15 protein-coding genes and 3 other annotated features (1 of these 18 cut by a window edge) are annotated in these 15,824 nt (G+C 45.8%); of the genes, 12 read left to right on the forward strand and 3 right to left on the reverse strand.

Annotation, left to right across the window (positions count from 1 at the left end; all coding sequences use genetic code 11):
- The first annotated feature begins 5 nt into the window (after window positions 1–5).
- From bacD to bacF, 3 genes are read left to right on the forward strand one after another with little or no spacing between them, the layout of a single operon-like run.
- Window positions 6–1,424, forward strand: coding sequence for an alanine--anticapsin ligase (gene bacD, locus QA442_RS02435; protein WP_071581879.1), 1,419 nt, complete (start codon window positions 6–8; stop codon window positions 1,422–1,424).
- Complete coding sequence (gene bacE / locus QA442_RS02440) at window positions 1,421–2,605, forward strand: bacilysin exporter BacE (protein ID WP_095431136.1); 1,185 nt, start codon at window positions 1,421–1,423, stop codon at window positions 2,603–2,605. The genes bacD and bacE overlap by 4 nt, the downstream gene beginning before the upstream one ends.
- The gene (gene bacF / locus QA442_RS02445; protein WP_069838485.1) at window positions 2,606–3,805 is read left to right on the forward strand and encodes a transaminase BacF; all 1,200 of its coding nucleotides are present in this window, start codon (window positions 2,606–2,608) and stop codon (window positions 3,803–3,805) included.
- Window positions 3,806–3,820: 15 nt separating this feature from the next.
- Here bacF and bacG read toward each other — a convergent pair whose 3' ends face one another.
- Both bacG and hemQ read right to left on the reverse strand, forming a co-directional pair.
- Entirely contained in the window at window positions 3,821–4,600 is a 780-nt protein-coding gene (gene bacG, locus QA442_RS02450) for an NADPH-dependent reductase BacG (protein ID WP_095431137.1), read from the reverse strand.
- Window positions 4,601–4,732: 132 nt separating this feature from the next.
- A complete protein-coding gene (hemQ, locus tag QA442_RS02455) occupies window positions 4,733–5,497 on the reverse strand; it encodes a hydrogen peroxide-dependent heme synthase (protein ID WP_003227507.1) in 765 nt (254 codons plus the stop codon).
- A gap of 270 nt (window positions 5,498–5,767) precedes the next feature.
- On the opposite strand from hemQ, the gene pta reads away from it, so the two are divergent.
- From pta to QA442_RS02475, 4 genes are all read left to right on the forward strand, one after another.
- Window positions 5,768–6,739: a phosphate acetyltransferase gene (gene pta / locus QA442_RS02460; RefSeq protein ID WP_014665793.1), complete on the forward strand. Its 972-nt coding sequence runs from the start codon at window positions 5,768–5,770 to the stop codon at window positions 6,737–6,739.
- Window positions 6,740–6,884: 145 nt separating this feature from the next.
- Window positions 6,885–7,784 carry a cysJI operon transcriptional regulator CysL gene (cysL, locus tag QA442_RS02465; protein WP_014665792.1) on the forward strand — a complete coding sequence of 300 codons (900 nt, stop codon included), beginning with the start codon at window positions 6,885–6,887 and terminating at the stop codon, window positions 7,782–7,784.
- Window positions 7,785–7,831: 47 nt separating this feature from the next.
- Window positions 7,832–8,677, forward strand: coding sequence for an octanoyl-[GcvH]:protein N-octanoyltransferase (gene ywfL, locus QA442_RS02470; protein WP_095431138.1), 846 nt, complete (start codon window positions 7,832–7,834; stop codon window positions 8,675–8,677).
- Between the two features lie 168 nt (window positions 8,678–8,845).
- On the forward strand, window positions 8,846–9,736 hold the full coding sequence (locus QA442_RS02475) for a carboxylate/amino acid/amine transporter (protein WP_071581885.1): 891 nt from the start codon (window positions 8,846–8,848) through the stop codon (window positions 9,734–9,736).
- A 143-nt stretch (window positions 9,737–9,879) separates the two neighbouring features.
- On the opposite strand, the gene rsfA is transcribed toward QA442_RS02475, so the two are convergent.
- Complete coding sequence (gene rsfA / locus QA442_RS02480) at window positions 9,880–10,659, reverse strand: prespore-specific transcription regulator RsfA (RefSeq protein ID WP_071581886.1); 780 nt, start codon at window positions 10,657–10,659, stop codon at window positions 9,880–9,882.
- A 213-nt stretch (window positions 10,660–10,872) separates the two neighbouring features.
- Between rsfA and QA442_RS02485 the strand changes: the two genes are divergently transcribed.
- The 5 genes from QA442_RS02485 (at window position 10,873) to QA442_RS02505 (ending at window position 15,075) form a co-directional block, all read left to right on the forward strand.
- Window positions 10,873–11,097 carry a YuzB family protein gene (locus QA442_RS02485; protein WP_003222050.1) on the forward strand — a complete coding sequence of 75 codons (225 nt, stop codon included), beginning with the start codon at window positions 10,873–10,875 and terminating at the stop codon, window positions 11,095–11,097.
- 161 nt (window positions 11,098–11,258) lie between these two features.
- Window positions 11,259–12,560, forward strand: a complete 1,302-nt coding sequence (locus QA442_RS02490) for an HD domain-containing protein (protein WP_095431139.1) — start codon at window positions 11,259–11,261, stop codon at window positions 12,558–12,560.
- A gap of 35 nt (window positions 12,561–12,595) precedes the next feature.
- Entirely contained in the window at window positions 12,596–13,096 is a 501-nt protein-coding gene (locus QA442_RS02495; RefSeq protein WP_040081509.1) for a YwgA family protein, read from the forward strand.
- A 111-nt stretch (window positions 13,097–13,207) separates the two neighbouring features.
- Window positions 13,208–13,678, forward strand: coding sequence for an Rrf2 family transcriptional regulator (locus tag QA442_RS02500; protein WP_095431140.1), 471 nt, complete (start codon window positions 13,208–13,210; stop codon window positions 13,676–13,678).
- Complete coding sequence (locus QA442_RS02505; RefSeq protein WP_095431141.1) at window positions 13,675–15,075, forward strand: MFS transporter; 1,401 nt, start codon at window positions 13,675–13,677, stop codon at window positions 15,073–15,075. The genes QA442_RS02500 and QA442_RS02505 overlap by 4 nt, the downstream gene beginning before the upstream one ends.
- A gap of 54 nt (window positions 15,076–15,129) precedes the next feature.
- Window positions 15,130–15,363, forward strand: a binding site (T-box leader).
- Between the two features lie 33 nt (window positions 15,364–15,396).
- Window positions 15,397–15,618, forward strand: a binding site (T-box leader).
- Between the two features lie 31 nt (window positions 15,619–15,649).
- Window positions 15,650–15,824 (forward strand) — a binding site (T-box leader); it runs 47 nt beyond the window's last position.

Genomic DNA, 15,824 nt, shown 5'->3' on the forward strand with positions numbered 1-15,824 from the left:
TACATATGGAGAGAAAAACAGTATTGGTCATTGCTGATCTTGGAGGCTGCCCGCCGCACATGTTTTATAAAAGCGCTGCTGAAAAATATAACCTGGTCAGCTTTATTCCAAGGCCTTTTGCAATTACAGCCTCCCACGCAGCATTGATTGAAAAATACTCGGTCGCGGTCATAAAAGATAAAGACTATTTTAAGAGTTTAGCTGATTTTGAGCATCCTGATTCTATTTACTGGGCGCATGAGGACCATGACAAGCCTGAAGAAGAGGTTGTCGAGCAAATCGTCAAGGTTGCCGAAATGTTTGGGGTGGATGCCATCACAACAAACAATGAATTATTCATTGCCCCGATGGCGAAAGCCTGTGAACGTCTGGGCCTGAGAGGTGCCGGCGTCCAGGCAGCCGAAAATGCCAGAGATAAAAATAAAATGAGAGACGCTTTTAATAAGGCTGGCGTCAAATCAATCAAAAACAAACGTGTCACAACTCTTGAGGATTTCCGTGCCGCACTTGAAGAGATCGGCACACCTCTTATTTTAAAGCCTACATACTTAGCGAGTTCAATCGGCGTCACGCTGATTACGGACACTGAGACGGCAGAAGCAGAATTTAATAGAGTCAATGACTATCTGAAGTCGATTAACGTGCCAAAGGCGGTTACGTTTGAAGCGCCGTTTATCGCTGAAGAATTTTTACAGGGTGAGTATGGAGACTGGTATCAAACAGAGGGGTACTCCGACTATATCAGCATCGAAGGCATCATGGCCGACGGTGAGTATTTCCCGATCGCCATTCATGACAAAACGCCGCAAATCGGATTTACAGAAACATCCCACATTACGCCGTCCATTCTGGATGAAGAGGCGAAAAAGAAAATTGTCGAAGCCGCCAAAAAGGCAAATGAAGGTCTTGGCCTGCAAAATTGCGCAACACATACAGAGATCAAGCTAATGAAAAACAGAGAACCGGGTTTAATTGAATCGGCAGCCAGATTCGCTGGCTGGAATATGATCCCTAATATTAAAAAGGTTTTCGGCCTTGATATGGCGCAATTATTATTAGATGTCCTTTGTTTCGGAAAAGACGCCGATCTGCCTGACGGATTATTGGATCAAGAGCCATACTATGTTGCCGACTGCCATTTGTACCCGCAGCATTTCAAACAAAATGGCCAGATTCCAGAAACCGCTGAGGATTTGGTCATTGAAGCGATCGATCTGCCTGACGGGCTTTTAAAAGGGGATACTGAAATCGTTTCTTTTTCGGCCGCAGCACCAGGAACTTCAGTTGATTTGACACTGTTCGAAGCTTTCAACTCCATCGCTGCATTTGAACTGAAAGGGAGCAATTCACAGGATGTGGCTGAATCAATCAGACAAATTCAGCAGCATGCAAAGCTGACGGCAAAGTATGTGCTGCCAGTATGAAACAGCTGAAGCCAAACTCTAAGTACTTGCTTTACGGGCAGGCGCTGTCGTTTATGGGAGACTATTGTGTTCTCCCAGCCCTGCTCATTTTGTCTACATATTATCACGATTACTGGGTGACGTCCGGGGTCATCGTGGTCAGAAGCATTCCGATGGTGTTCCAGCCGTTTTTGGGGGTTCTGGTCGACCGGTTAGACAGAATTAAGATCATGCTGTGGACGGATATCATCAGAGGCATCATTTTTTTGGGGCTCACATTTCTTCCAAAAGGCGAGTATCCCCTCATTTTTCTGGCTCTGCTGTTTATTTCTTATGGAAGCGGCGTGTTTTTTAATCCGGCCCGTCTTGCTGTCATGTCGTCCTTGGAATCAGATATTAAAAGCATCAACACGTTATTTGCAAAAGCGACAACCATCTCCATTATCGTCGGGGCGGCTGCCGGAGGGCTCTTTCTGTTAGGCGGATCTGTGGAGCTGGCTGTGGCCTTTAACGGTGTGACATACCTGATTTCGGCATTTTTTATCAGCCGTATCAAACTGCAATTTGTGCCGATTCAATCTGAAAACATCAAAGAGGCCTTTCAGTCTTTTAAAGAAGGACTCAAGGAAATCAAAAGCAATGCATTCGTATTAAACGCCATGTTTACGATGATTACAATGGCTATGCTGTGGGGAATTGTGTACAGCTATTTTCCGATTGTCAGCCGCTTTCTTGGTGATGGGGAAATCGGCAACTTTATCCTCACATTCTGCATCGGCTTCGGCGGCTTTATCGGGGCGGCGCTTGTCAGCAAATGGGGCTTTAACAACAATAGAGGCCTGACGTACTTTACCGTTTTATCGATTGTTTCGCTGGCGCTGTTTTTATTCACGCCGATATTCGCTGTTTCTATCATTGCGGCGATCCTCTTTTTCATCGCGATGGAATACGGGGAAGTGCTTGCAAAGGTGAAGGTTCAGGAGAATGCGGCAAACCAGATTCAAGGGCGCATTTTTTCAGTAGCCGAAGCGTCTATCGGATTATGCATTTCTGTTGGTTCAATGTTAATCAACGTCTTCAGCGCTCCGGTCATTATGGGGCTGATTGTTGTGATTGTATGCGGATTGTTTCTGCATACGAAGCTTGTTAACAAATCGTTTTTGGAACGGGATAATAAAACGGAGCAAAAAGGAGTCTTTTAGATGGAAATAACACCGTCCGATGTCATCAAGACACTTCCAAGGCAGGAGTTTTCTCTCGTTTTTCAAAAGGTAAAGGAATTGGAAAAAACGGGGGCCCACATCATTAATCTCGGACAAGGAAACCCTGACCTTCCCACTCCGCCGCATATCGTCGAGGCTTTGCGGGAGGCGTCTCTGAATCCTTCGTTTCATGGATACGGCCCATTCAGAGGTTATCCTTTTTTGAAGGAAGCAATCGCTGCTTTCTATAAAAGAGAATACGGCGTGACAATCAATCCTGAAACGGAGGTCGCCCTTTTCGGAGGCGGGAAAGCCGGTTTGTATGTGCTGACACAATGCCTGCTCAATCCGGGAGACATCGCTTTAGTCCCGAATCCAGGCTACCCTGAATATTTATCAGGGATTACGATGGCGCGAGCTGAGCTTTACGAAATGCCGCTGTATGAAGAAAATGGCTATCTGCCGGATTTTGAAAAGATTGATCCAGCCGTGCTGGAAAAAGCGAAGCTTATGTTTTTAAACTATCCGAACAACCCCACTGGAGCTGTGGCTGATGCGGCTTTTTATGCAAAAGCGGCTGCTTTTGCGAAAGAGCATCATATCCATTTGATTCATGACTTTGCATACGGGGCGTTTGAATTCGATCAAAAACCGGCCAGCTTTCTTGAGGCAGAGGATGCCAAGGCTGTCGGAGCAGAGCTTTATTCATTTTCAAAAACATTTAATATGGCAGGCTGGAGAATGGCGTTTGCGGTTGGGAATGAAAAGATCATTCAGGCCGTCAATGAATTTCAGGATCATGTATTTGTCGGCATGTTCGGCGGGCTGCAGCAGGCGGCGAGTGCGGCGCTTTCCGGAGATCCGGAGCAAACGGAATCGCTGAAACGAATTTATAAAGAACGAATTGACTTTTTTACGGCGCTTTGCGAAAAGGAATTGGGCTGGAAGATGGAGAAGCCAAAAGGAACCTTTTACGTATGGGCTGAAATTCCGAATACGTTTGAGACATCTCACCAATTTTCCGATTACTTGCTGGAGCATGCCCATGTCGTAGTCACACCGGGCGAAATTTTCGGAAGCAACGGAAAAAGGCATGTCAGAATCTCAATGGTGTCGAAGCAAGAGGATCTGCGGGAATTTGTCATGCGGATTCAAAAACTGAACCTGCCGTTCGGGTCATTACAAGAAACATCCCGCTAAAAAGCGGGATGTTTTTTATATGCTTTTCATGCTGCCGCCATCAGCGGAAATTTGCTGTCCTGTGATGTAGGAGGCTTCCTCAGAGGCAAGAAACGCGGCGAGCGCTGCGGTTTCTTCGGCTGATCCGACCCGTTTCATCGGAATCCCGGAAGCGATCTGTTCCACTGCTTCCTGTTTGGATATGCTGTTTTTTTTCATCACATTTTCCACAAATTGATGATAACGGTCCGTAGCGATAAAACCAGGGTTCAGGCAGTTGACTGTAATGTTGTGAGGAGCAAGCTGGATGGAAATGTTTTTACTGGCGTTAATTAAAGCGGCATTCATCATACTGTTTGTGAACATGTTGGCCCCGGGTTCTTTCCACAGATTTCCGACAATGTTGATGATTCTGCCAAACTCATTTTGTTTCATCAGTGAGGAAGCACGCTTGATAGCGTCAATATAGGCAACGGTCTTTTGTGTGAAAGTGGCTGTCATATCCTCTATATTGCAGTTATCAAATGTGTCAGGCGCGCCGCCCGGTATATTATTAATCAGAACATCAAGCCGTCCGCATTGAGAATCGATTTCCTGAAAAATGCCCGCTCTCGTATGCTGGTCAGACATATCCCCCGCAAGGACAATGACGCTCGCCTCAGGATGCTTGGCCAAAATATCTTCTTTGACAGATTCAATATTATCCAAATTTCGTGAATTAATGACGAGGGAAAAATGCTGGTCTACTAATTTCAGAGCGATTGCTTTCCCGATCCCTTGACTGGCTCCCATAACAAATGCGGTTCGTTTTGACAAATCACTGCACCCCTTTGAAAAAATTGGATTATTACCTACATCGTAAGAAAAAACGGAGAAAATAGCAAATTTTATTTAAATTCTGATAAAGGTGGATTGAAAAACTCCCGCCGGATAGGGCGGGAGGGGATATTATACATATAGGAATTGAGGAAGTGTATCAAGCGAAAGGTGATTGCCGACAAAGAATGAACCGAATTCACCATAACGGGCGCTGACTTCGTCAAAACGCATTTCATACACAAGCTTCTTGAATTGAAGGACATCATCGCTGAATAATGTAACGCCCCACTCGTAGTCGTCAAAGCCGACAGAGCCAGTGATGATCTGTTTGACTTTCCCCGCATAGCTGCGGCCGATTAAGCCATGGCTTCTCATCAAGTTTCTGCGTTCTTCCATAGAAAGCATGTACCAGTTGTCATTGCCGGATCTTCTTTTATCCATTGGATAGAAGCATACATATTTAGACTCCGGCAGTTCAGGGTAAAGGCGCGCGCGCACATGCGGATTTTCGTAAGGATCACCGTCACCGCTTGCCAAGTAGTTGCTAAGCTCTACCACTGATACGTAGGAGTATGCCGGAATGGTGAACTCAGCAAGTCTTGATTTGTTGAATTCAAGCTCGATTTGATTTAATTCTTCCATTGTAGGACGAAGGATCATCAGCATAAAATCAGCTTTTTGGCCGACGATGCTGTAAAGAGTTTGCGATCCTTTTCCTTCTTTTTGAGCTACGCCCCATTTTTCAAGCAACCCGGTGAATTCGTGTATGATAGATTGGCGCTCATCACTGGACAGCAGCTTCCAGGATGTCCAGTCCATTGTGCGGAAATCATGAAGCGCATACCAGCCGTCAAGCGTTTTTGCCGCTTCGTTTGTCATTTGCTGTTCACTCATTTATCTTCACTCCTATTATCTTTTCATGATTGCCTTCACTATACCATAGTTTATCCGATTCTACTGTGGAGAAACCTTGAACATCCCTTCCGTATAACTCCATCAAAATAGAAGAACCTATAAGGGGAAGAGTGAGTCACTTAAATTAGTTAGAAAAATAAGATTTTTTTATGAAAGCGCTATAATGAAAGTTGGCTGTTTGAATTTGATTGGAAGAAGAGTATGCTAGTAAAAGAAAGCGTTTTTGTAACTTTTTGAGGAGGTTTTATTGTGGCAGATTTATTTTCAACAGTGCAAGAAAAGGTAGCTGGAAAAGACGTTAAAATTGTATTTCCTGAAGGCTTAGACGAGCGTATTTTAGAAGCGGTCAGCAAGCTTGCAGGAAACAAAGTGCTGAATCCGATTGTGATCGGCAATGAAAATGAGATCCAAGCAAAAGCAAAAGAATTGAATCTTACGCTGGACGGCGTTAAGATTTATGATCCTCATACATATGAAGGCATGGAAGACCTTGTACAAGCATTCGTAGAACGCCGCAAAGGCAAAGCGACAGAAGAACAGGCTCGTAAAGCGTTATTAGACGAGAACTACTTCGGTACAATGCTGGTGTATAAAGGCCTTGCAGACGGACTCGTAAGCGGAGCGGCTCACTCAACTGCTGACACTGTCCGCCCGGCTCTTCAAATCATCAAAACAAAAGAAGGCGTGAAAAAGACTTCCGGCGTGTTCATCATGGCTCGCGGAGAAGAGCAATACGTATTCGCAGATTGCGCGATCAACATTGCGCCTGACAGCCAAGATCTTGCCGAGATTGCGATTGAAAGTGCCAACACGGCAAAAATGTTCGACATTGAGCCTCGCGTGGCAATGCTCAGCTTCTCTACAAAAGGCTCAGCAAAATCTGATGAAACAGAAAAAGTAGCGGATGCTGTGAAAATCGCGAAAGAAAAAGCGCCTGAACTGACACTTGACGGCGAATTCCAATTTGATGCCGCATTTGTTCCATCTGTAGCTGAGAAAAAAGCGCCGGATTCCGAGATCAAAGGGGACGCTAACGTATTCGTATTCCCAAGTCTTGAAGCGGGAAACATCGGCTATAAAATCGCTCAGCGATTGGGCAACTTTGAAGCGGTAGGACCAATCCTGCAAGGCTTAAATATGCCTGTGAACGACCTTTCAAGAGGATGTAACGCTGAAGATGTTTACAATCTCGCATTAATTACAGCGGTGCAAGCACTGTAATAAAAATGAAGACGATGGCAGCTCTCGACTGAGGGCTGCCTTTTTTGCGCTTCCGTATAGCCTTCTTTACCAAGACGGATGATATGAGTACAATAAAGAAAACTAATCATAACCATATATTTCATTAATGACAGGGGTGGGGTTTTTGTATTACGACGTGCTGAAAACATTTATAGCGGTGGTAGAAGAAAAAAACTTCACAAAAGCGGCGGAAAAGCTGATGATCTCCCAGCCCAGCGTCAGTCTGCATATCAAAAATCTTGAGAAAGAATTTCAAACGGCTCTTCTGAACAGGTCGCCAAAACACTTTACGACAACGCCGACAGGAGACATTTTATATCAAAGAGCAAAGCAAATGGTGTTTCTCTACGAACAAGCCAAGGCTGAAATCTATGCGCATCATCACTATGTGAAGGGTGAATTGAAAATCGCTGCAAGCTTTACAATCGGAGAGTATATTCTTCCGCCGCTATTGGCCCAGCTGCAAAAGCTGTATCCAGAGCTGAATCTCGATGTCATGATTGGCAATACAGAGGAGGTCAGCGAGCGTGTGCGGATGCTTCAGGCTGATATCGGGCTGATCGAAGGACATACAAACGAGAATGAGCTGGAAATTGAGCCGTTCATGGAGGACGAAATGTGCATTGCCGCTCCAAATCAGCACCCGCTGGCCGGACGAAGAGATATTTCAATCAGCGACTTGCAAAACGAAGCGTGGGTGACAAGAGAGAAAGGCTCCGGGACGAGAGAATTTCTCGATCATGTGCTCAGTTCAAATGGACTTCGGCCGAAATCAATGTTCACCATCAGCAGCAACCAAGGTGTAAAGGAAGCGGTGATCAGCGGCATGGGACTCTCGGTTCTATCCAGAAGCGTGCTCCATAAGGATTTGATTCACCGCGACATTTCAATTCTGCATATTAAAGATTTCTCGTTAAAGCGCAAGCTGTCTTACATCCATTCTCCTCTCATGGAGAATACCAAAAACAAAGAAATTTTTATTACGATGCTGAAAAGCAATTATCAATCGCAGCGACTGAAATGATATAATAGTTTTTGTTCATAAGCCTAACATGAAAGGGTTTTACATAGATGGCAAACCAACCGATTGATTTACTGATGCAGCCGAAATGGAGAGTCATTGACCAATCCAGTCTCGGCCCTTTATTTGATGCGAAGCAATCCTTCGCAATGGATGATACGCTGTGCATGTCTGTCGGAAAAGGCGTGTCGCCGGCGACAGCGCGCTCATGGGTGCACCACGATACGATTGTCCTCGGGATACAGGATACACGCCTCCCATTTTTGCAGGAGGGCATTTCCTTGCTGGAGAGTGAAGGATACCGTGTGATCGTACGCAATTCCGGCGGTCTTGCTGTCGTATTGGATGAAGGTGTTTTAAATATCTCTCTCATCTTCGAGGACGAAAAGAAAGGCATCGATATAGACAAAGGATATGAAGCGATGGTTGAGCTGATGAGACGAATGCTGAAACCGTACAACGCAAAGATCGAAGCCTATGAAATTGAAGGGTCTTATTGTCCCGGCAGCTATGACCTCAGCATAAATGGCAAAAAGTTCGCCGGCATCTCCCAGAGACGCGTTCGCGGCGGAGTCGCTGTTCAAATTTATCTCTGCGCGGGTAAAAGCGGCAGTGAAAGGGCCGACTTGATCAGACGATTTTACCTAGCGGCGCTGAAGGATAAAGAAAATGATAAAAAAGGCGTCTATCCGGAAATACGTCCGGAAACGATGGCGTCCTTAAGTGAGCTTCTGCAAACAGACATCTCCGTACAAGACTTAATGTTCGCTTTACTGACAGAACTAAAAGCGTTAAGCACCCATTTATACGCAGCGGGCCTGTCCATTGACGAGGAAATGGAATTTGAGAAAAACCTCGTCCGGATGGCTGAACGGAATGCAAAGGTATTTGGGTGAACGTTCTTCGCATGCCGGCTGTATATGCCGGCATGCATTTTTTATCTCAAGCGGCATTTTACCCCCAAAGATCTTATTTTCAGATAAATCCTTCTTACATACAGATAACCGTGACAAATAGAAAAACGATAAAATGACATCAGCATCCATATTAAAGGGGAGAGGCAGATGAAAGGGAATATTTACAGCCTTTTTGTATTGATTGCGGCTTTTTTCTGGGGGACCACGGGAACCGTTCAGGCGTTGGCTCCAGAAAGCGCCACACCGCTGGCATTTGGAGCGTTCAGGTTATTAATAGGAGGAAGCGCCATGCTGCTTGCGGTTTGGATCAGCCGGGAGCTTCACGTGAAAAATTGGTCATGGCCGCTCATATGTTTAGCCGCTGTTTGTATGGCGTGTTACCAGCCGCTGTTTTTCACAGCTGTTAAAGAAACGGGAATTGCGGTGGGAACTGTGATTGCTATCGGCAGTGCGCCTATCATTGCCGGGAGCCTTGAGTGGGCCGTATTGAAGAAACGCCCGCGAAACTCCTGGTGGATTGCGACCGTGCTGGCTTTAGCGGGCTGCTGGCTTCTGTTTTCCGACAGTTCCAATGTTCGGATTGATGTGGGTGGTGTTCTTATGGCACTTGGAGCAGGTGCTTCTTTTGCGGGCTATACGCTCATCAGTAAAGCGATGATGAAAACCCAACCTCCGCGAGCGACTTCCGCCGTTGTCTTTATGATCAGCGCCATCTTGCTGACGCCGCTACTATGGCAGTCAGATATCTCGTGGATATTGACCCCTAGAGGACTGGGAACGAGCCTTTACATCGGGTTAATTGCAACATGCGCCGCATATTTTTTGTTTGCGAAAGGGCTTACCGGGGTTCCGGCCTCGGCGGCGGTCACGCTGTCTTTAGCCGAACCTCTGACTGCTTCATTGCTTGGCGTGTTTTTCATAGGAGAAATGCTTTCGCCTTCCTCGTGGATTGGCATTGCACTTATGATGCTGGGGCTTTTGGTCATTTCTGCTGCGCCTCGGAAACATAAAACGGCCGAGGCAGCTCACATGTCTTAATAGATTCACATAAGCTTGGCCTCATTTTACAAGAATAGCTGATCCGGCTGCAAAATGAGGAAATCCTTTTTTCTCAATAGAAAAGGGGATTTTGCACATGGCGAAAATCCCAAAACAGCCGCTCGTTTTGGGATTTCACTTTGTTATTCCGCTAACTTTTCTAAATTGCCGTTCCTGTCCATTTTGAAGGACGGAGAGGCATGTTCATCTTCTTCAAATAAAACTAGCTTTCTGGCTCTGTTCATAATTCTCACCAAGGTTTCATAATCTTCTTGGATCGTTTTTTGATCTTTTTCAAGCTTTTGAACTTCTGCCTCAAGCTGCTCCGTCTTGCTTTGCAACTCCTGGTTTTCTTTCTTTAAACGTTCATTTTCCATTTTTAATGCTGATGATTGCTCGTTATTGCCTTCGTAATTCTGCAGGAAGCGGATCACATCATTCATCGTCATCTCAGGCGCAGCTGCAGGCGTTTGAGGAGACAATAAGTGTGATAGACTAGCTAACTCTTCCTTAAAGCTTTCATCAACAAAAGGCATATGTTCGCCAGACATTAAAGGCTGCTGCTCATTTTCGGCAGATGGTGCATCCGTTTTGACTGGTTCCTCTGCAGCGGTTTCTTGAATGATTTCAGGATCAACGGCAGGAGGCTGATATAATAGTCTTTTTTTCGCAGGCTGCCCTTTTCCAAGCGCTCTCATCCGCTGTTTTCGCTGTTTCTTCGCAAGCTGAAGCGCTTTTTCATATTGATGGCGGACCACCGCGTTCCATCTGAATCCGCAGGCTGCGGATGTCCGGTTTAATTTATCGCCGACTTCTTCAAATGCATTCAATTGAGTGCTGCCCTCTCTCACATGCCGAAGCACTGTTTCAGCTAAAAGCAGATCGTTTTCCTCTGACCAAGCGTCTTGTCGTTGTTTTGTCATTTATCTCAACTCCCATTTTTCTTTTCATGGTATTAGAATGTCCAGGTTGGAAAATATTTATACAAATTGGCTGAAAGAATAGGAGATACGAAGGATGGAGCGGCTTGCAGGAACAGTCGAATCCTTGTAAAATGAAGAGTGATGTGATTTTTTTGAAACGTGATTTTAGGTTATTCACATAGATGAACATAGAAATGAAGGGAAGCGTACGTCATGGCTAATGAATTTCGAGTGTGTGATGATTGCCAAGCCACTAATATCAAAACATTGCTGCCGCGTTTGAAAGAAGTGGACCCGGACGCAAAGGTTGAGGTAGGATGCCAATCTTATTGCGGGCCCGGACGGAAAAAATCATTTGCTTTTGTGAACAATCGCCCGCTGTCAGCTCCGACAGAGGATGAGCTGATTGACAAAGTAAAAAAGAAAATAAAAAAGTAAAAACATATTTTTTCTTAGCCTCGGCCCTCAGGTCAGGCTTTTTTGCTTCACAAGATGTGTTTTTCATGAAGATGGAACAAATCGCCGGGCAAATTCAAGGATGTTTTCAAAGAATAGAGTCGATATAATAGAAACACGGCTAAAAAAAAGAGGGAATGACGATGGCGTATCCAAATGGAAAATTATCAGAAGAAAAAGTGTTTAAAGATCCGGTGCACCGCTATGTTCATGTTCGGGACAAGCTGATATGGGATTTGATCGGAACCCGTGAATTTCAGCGTCTCCGCAGAATTAAGCAGCTCGGCACGACCTATTTGACGTTCCATGGGGCTGAGCACAGCCGGTTCAACCATTCTCTCGGTGTCTATGAAATTGTCAGGAGAATGGTTGATGACGTCTTTAAAGGCCGCGCTGAATGGGATGACAGTGAGCGCGAACTCTGTTTGGCCGCGGCGCTGCTTCATGATCTCGGGCACGGGCCGTTCTCGCATTCATTTGAAAAGGTCTTTCACCTTGACCACGAAGATTTTACAAGAGGTATCATTTTGGGAGACACGGAGGTTAACCAGGTGCTCAGAAAGGTGAGCCCGGATTTCCCCCAGGATGTTGCTGAAGTCATTGCCAAAACATATAAAAACAAGCAAGTGGTCAGCCTCATTTCGAGTCAAATTGACGCAGACCGGATGGATTACCTGCAGCGTGACGCCTATTATACGGGCGTCAGCTACGGCCATTTTGATATGGAGCGGATTCTTCGGGTGATGCGGCCGCGCGAGGATCAGATCGTCATTAAAGAAAGCGGAATGCACGCTGTCGAAGACTATATCATGAGCCGTTACCAAATGTACTGGCAGGTCTACTTCCATCCTGTGACCAGAAGTGCAGAGGTCATTTTAACGAAGATTCTTCACAGGGCGAAGCAGCTGCATGATGAAGGCTATGTCTTCACTCACGCTCCGGTTCATTTTTATTCTATTTTTGAGGGGAAATTGACACTGGAGGATTATGTAAAGCTGGATGAATCTATTATTTTGTATTACTTCCAGGCCTGGGAGGATGAAGAAGACGCGATTTTATCCGACTTGTGCCGCAGATTCATTAACCGCCAGCTGTTCCAATACGTTGAATTCAATCCGAATGAAGAAATGTCGGCTTATTTTGAGCTGACGTCATTGTTCAAAGAGGCGGGGATCGATCCGAGCTATTATTTGGTCGTTGATTCTTCTTCAGATCTGCCATACGATTTTTACCGGCCGGGAGAGGAAGAGGAGCGTCTGCCGATCCATCTCTTGACGCAAAACGGCCAAATTAAAGAGCTGTCCAGGCAGTCGGCTATTGTGGAATCCATCTCCGGTAAACGGCGGACGGACCACAAGCTGTACTATCCAAAGGACTTGATTTGTGACGGCTCTAAACATCCGGAAGCGAAAATGAAAATCCGGCAGCTGCTGGGACTGACATAGAAATTGGAAAGAAGGAAAAAGGAGATGTCGGGAATTTGTTGAAAGAACATGCAAAACTGATGAAGGTGTTCTCGGATTCTGGAGAAATCATCGGGCGAAAGAAGCTGCAGAAAATGATTTATATCGCCAAGAAAATGCAGTTTCCTTTCTATGAGAAATATGATTTTCACTTTTACGGACCATATTCAGAGGAACTGACGCTCCAGATTGAAGAGCTATGCAACCTTGGATTTCTGCATGAGGTGAAGGAAAAAAAGGGCGGCTACTTTCAATACCGGTATTCGCTTACTGAGACAGGCTCCGCATTTTTAGACCATGCTGATCTGAACATGCCGGATATGAAAGGCTATATCGACAGTGTAAACAGCCGTTCATCACGGTTTTTAGAGCTGGTTTCCACGATCCTTTACTTTGACGGGCTTGAGGATGAGGAAAAGAAAGAAAAAGTCTTTACAATCAAAAGCAAGCAAAAATATACAAATGAAGAATATGACGAAGCGCTTCAATACATAGAGGAACTGAAGCAGATTTGTTAAGGATACCAAGCAAAAGAAATGAACCGTTTCTTTTGCTTTTTTTATTGACAAAAGCCGCTAAGGGGTCTATTGTGGATAATAGTTATCCATAATGAATCGGGAGTGTGTATGATGAAAATGAAATCCGGGATGGAGCAGGCGGTTTCTGTGTTGCTTTTACTGTCACGGCTGCCTGTACAGGCTTCTTTGACGTCAGAGGCAATAAGCCAGCGATTGCGCGTGTCTCCGTCTTATTTGAAGAAGCTGATGAGAACATTGGTTCAAGCAGGTTTGGCAGAATCCTTGCCAGGGACGAAGGGCGGTTTTACCCTAACGAAGCCTTTGGCGGACATTACGCTTTATGATATTTATCAAGCGGTCGAAGGCAGAGGTTCGATGTATCAGGGAAAAGGTCTGCTGCAATCTGTATTCGAGGGTGAAAACTGTGTGCTGGAGACAGTCATGGCGGAAATCGAGGATAAATGGGCCAATCTCATGAAAGAAGAGTCCTTGCAGCATGTCATGGACAGAGTAGGGGAATTGTATGATCTTGAAAAAATAGATGATTGGATAAACGAGCAAATGAAAGGGCAATTGCAATGAAAAACAGCGGATCTTTACACAAAACAGATTCATCAACAGGAATATCTGTACTGATCGTGCTCGCTCTGGGTTTTCTCATGGCTACTCTTGATGTAACCGTTGTGAATGTGGCGATGGCGGATATGAAAAACACTCTTTCAATGTCACTTTCAGGTGTAACGTGGGTTGTGGACGGGTACATTCTTACTTTTGCGTCACTTCTGCTGGCGGGCGGAGCCTTGGCCGACCGTTTCGGATCGAAGGCGATCTATATCCTGGGTTTAGCTGTTTTTGTTCTCGCCTCTTGTCTATGCGCTGCATCCTTTAATGGGCAGATGCTGATTGCCGGACGTCTTATACAGGGAATTGGCGCAGCCTTGTTTATGCCAAGCTCACTCAGTCTTTTGGCTGCCTCTTACCCTGATGAACGGGCGCGGGCGAGAATGTTTGGACTGTGGGCCGCGCTTGTTTCTGCTGCTTCAGCCCTTGGGCCTTTTATTGGGGGTATGCTGGTACAGTTGGCAGGCTGGCAGAGTATTTTTCTGATCAATGTGCCGTTGGGGGCTGCCGCGCTCATTTCAGCTTACCGAATTCTCAGCCGCGTCCCGGGAAAAACCGGCCGCGTGAACATCACCGGGCATCTGCTTGGCATGATGGCTCTCGGCTTTCTTTCCTATGCATTGATACAGGGGCCTTCAGCGGGCTGGCGCTCGCCCGTGATTCTTCTAGCATGTACTGCAGCGATTTTGACATTTGTGCTGTTTTTGCTGCGGGAAATTTCTGCGAAAACACCCATCCTGCCGGCGTCCTTATATAAAAACGGCCGTTTCTCAGCGGCCCAATTTATCGGGTTTTTGCTGAATTTTGCTCTTTTTGGCGGCATGTTTATGATGAGTCTTTTTTTGCAGGAAGCAGGAGGCGCAAACTCCTTCATGGCCGGAGTTGAGCTGCTGCCGATGATGGCGGTCTTCGTGATCGGCAATCTGCTGTTCGCCCGTCTGGCGAATCGATTTGAAGCCGGGCAGCTTATGTTTGTCTCAATGGCGGTCAGCTGTATCATTGCATTGCTGTTGTTTGTGCTGATTTCTCCGGATTTTCCTTATTGGCAGCTGGCGGTTTTGATGTCTGTCATGAACCTCTGTACCGGTATTACAGTTCCTGCCATGACAACTGTGATCATGCAGGCTGCCGGGCAAAGGCATGCGAACATTGCCGGTGCGGCGTTAAATGCAAACCGGCAAATCGGAGCTTTGGTCGGCGTAGCGATAACCGGGGTGATCATTCATCTGTCCGCCACTTGGTACGCCGGTGCCGGGTTTACATTTTTGATGATGGGGGCGGCGTACAGCCTCGCTGCATTGCTTGTATGGCTGTTTCTGGCTGCCCATAACGGGACTGCCGCGTCAGAAAAAATGTAAATCACTGATTGCGCTTTGTGGGAATATATAGTAAGATATAAAAAATTATTGAAACAACAGGCACTGATAAGGACATGAGATGCTTTTTACGGTTTCCAGAGAGGGAAGGACAGCTGAAATCTTCCTAACGCAGAGAAAGCAGCTTACCGCCTTTGAGCCGTATCGGGGAAAACAAGTATCTGATACCGTCATGCTGCGTTACAGCATCTTCAAGCCGATCACCATGTGTAATTGAATTGATCGGGAATTTGGGTGGAACCACGGATGATCAACACATTCGTCCCTTTTAGAGGGATGGGTGTGTTTTTTTTTATGAATTAAATACATGCAATGAAAAGGACATGAATGATAGTTACGGTTTTCAGAGAGGGAAGGAAAGGTGAGAGCTTCCCAGCTTAGGAGTATCATTTACCGCCTTTGAGCAGCATTGGGGAACTGAAGTATCCAATGCCGTCTATGCTGCGTTACAGCACCGAGCCGACAACATCGTGTTTGTCGGGAACTTGGGTGGAACCACGGGTTAATCACACACTCGTCCCTATCTGCGGGACGGGTGTGTTTTTTTATGAATTGAATATATGCGATGAAAAGGACATGAATGATTTTTACGGTTTTCAGAGAGGGAAGAAAAGGTGAGAGCTTCCCAGCTTAGGAATATCATTTACCGCCTTTGAGCAGCATTGGGGAACTAAAGTATCCAATGCCGTCTATGCTGCGTTACAGCACCGAGCCGACAACATCGTGTTTGT

It is taken from the genome of Bacillus stercoris (assembly GCF_029772985.1).
Taxonomy (GTDB): domain Bacteria; phylum Bacillota; class Bacilli; order Bacillales; family Bacillaceae; genus Bacillus; species Bacillus stercoris.